The organism is Bacillus sp. NPDC094064 (genome assembly GCF_050279585.1).
Lineage (GTDB): Bacteria > Bacillota > Bacilli > Bacillales > Bacillaceae_G > Bacillus_A.
In genome coordinates this window covers 1-1,892 of record NZ_JBNNUI010000026.1, presented here as the reverse complement: position 1 = coordinate 1,892, position 1,892 = coordinate 1, and the positions used below count along the sequence as shown (strand labels likewise).

The window sequence follows — 1,892 nt, the reverse complement described above, 5'->3', positions numbered from 1 at the left end:
TTATACGATTTTAGGAAATTAATAGCATTTTATACCACTATTATTTACCTAATTTTCAAGAAATAGAGGTGATTGTAGGTGACTAAACCTTTTAAAAAAAATAGTCGTTATATGGTTGGATTAGACAGTCTAAGGGGCCTAGCTATACTAGGTGTTATCTTATATCATATTAATTTTAATTGGATGCCTGGAGGATTTTTAGGGGTTACTGTATTTTTTGTACTCTCAGGTTATTTAATTACAGATATTCTAGCGATGGAGTGGAAGAGAAATAAGAGAATTGATTTGAAGAAATTCTGGCTTAGTAGGGCAAGGAGATTACTTCCTGGAATGCTTATTATGCTCATCGTCATCATAGCATGGATTACGATTTTTCATAGCTCTTTACTTGAAAAAATGCGTGGAGATTCATTAGCGGCGTTATTTTATGTTAGTAACTGGTGGTATATTTATCATAAATTATCTTATTTTGATAGCTTTGGTCAGCCTTCTCCGCTAAATCATTTTTGGTCGTTAGCTGTTGAGGAACAATTTTATGTGGTTTGGCCGTTCGTCATTAGTTTAGGATTTTATTACATAAAAAAACAATCACGCATGATCTTATTTATTTGTCTAGGAGCAATTGCATCTGCTTTAGCAATGGCAATTCTATATGAACCAGGCTCTGACCCAAGTAGAATTTATTACGGTACTGATACACGTGCTTTTTCTTTATTAATTGGAGCGGCACTTGCTTTAATTTGGCCAAGCAGTAGACTTGCGAATAAAATTATTCCGCAAGCACGTCTTATTCTTGATGTTATTGGGGGAGTTGCTCTTAGTATCATTCTCATTATGTTTTGGAAGACGAATCAATATGAACCGTTTCTTTACCGTGGGGGAATGGTTCTTTTATCAATTGCTACAGCCTTGTTAGTCGCTAACCTTGCGCATCCGGCTAGCAGAATCGCACTATTTTTGAGATTTAGACCACTGCGTTGGATGGGTGTGCGATCATATGGAATATATCTTTGGCATTATCCGATTATTACATTGACGACTCCGAAGGGAAATGCTGGAGAGTTTTCGATTACAAGAGCAATTCTTCAATTTCTCCTAATTATAGTTATTGCACAAATTTCGTGGAAGTTTATTGAAAATCCAATACGAAAAGGCTCATTGAAGAATATTCGAATTAAGAACTTGAAAATAAGAAACTTGACTGTAAGTGGTAAGTTAGCTTTAATATGTGCAGTATTTATTTCTTCGATAGCTACTTTTGGATTAACTACAGCTAGTAAAGCAAAGGAGAATCCTTCAAAAGATAAGGTGGAAGCAGTGCAAGAAGAGCAGGCTAAACATCCCGTTGCAGTTTGGGATAAACCAGCTAATGAACCACCTCAAAATAAAGAAGAACAAAAAGAAGCGATTCCCACACAGCCTAAAGACCCTCTAACAGTTACAGCTGTAGGAGATTCAATCATGATCGATATTGCTCCGTATTTAAAAAATACTTTTCCTAATATTGGGATTGATGCGGAAATAGGGCGGCAAATGTCCAAAGCAATCCCTGTTGTTGAACAGCTAAAGAATGAGGGGAATTTAGGAAATCATGTCATTATTGGATTAGGTACAAATGGAGCCTTTACTAAGGAGCAATTAGCATCATTAATAAAAGTGATTGGAGATGAACGTAAAATTATATTAATTAATACGAGAGTACCACGTCCGTGGGAATCGTTGGTGAATGAGAAGTTAAAAGAAGCGGCATCAGCTTACAAAAATGTGGTGTTAGTTGATTGGTATGCAGCAAGTGCCGGAAATCAGGCATACTTTGAACCTGATGGCGTACATTTAACAAAAGCAGGTGCAGAAGCATATGCTGCCCTTGTAGCAAAAGCAGTGAATCAATA

The 1,892-nt window shown here is 36.4% G+C and carries 1 protein-coding gene; it reads left to right on the top strand.

Going from position 1 to position 1,892, the window contains the following annotated elements; all coding sequences use genetic code 11:
• Positions 1–78: 78 nt before the first annotated feature.
• On the top strand, positions 79–1,892 hold a 1,814-nt coding region (locus ACQKNI_RS26055), incomplete at its 3' end, for an acyltransferase family protein (protein ID WP_098253522.1).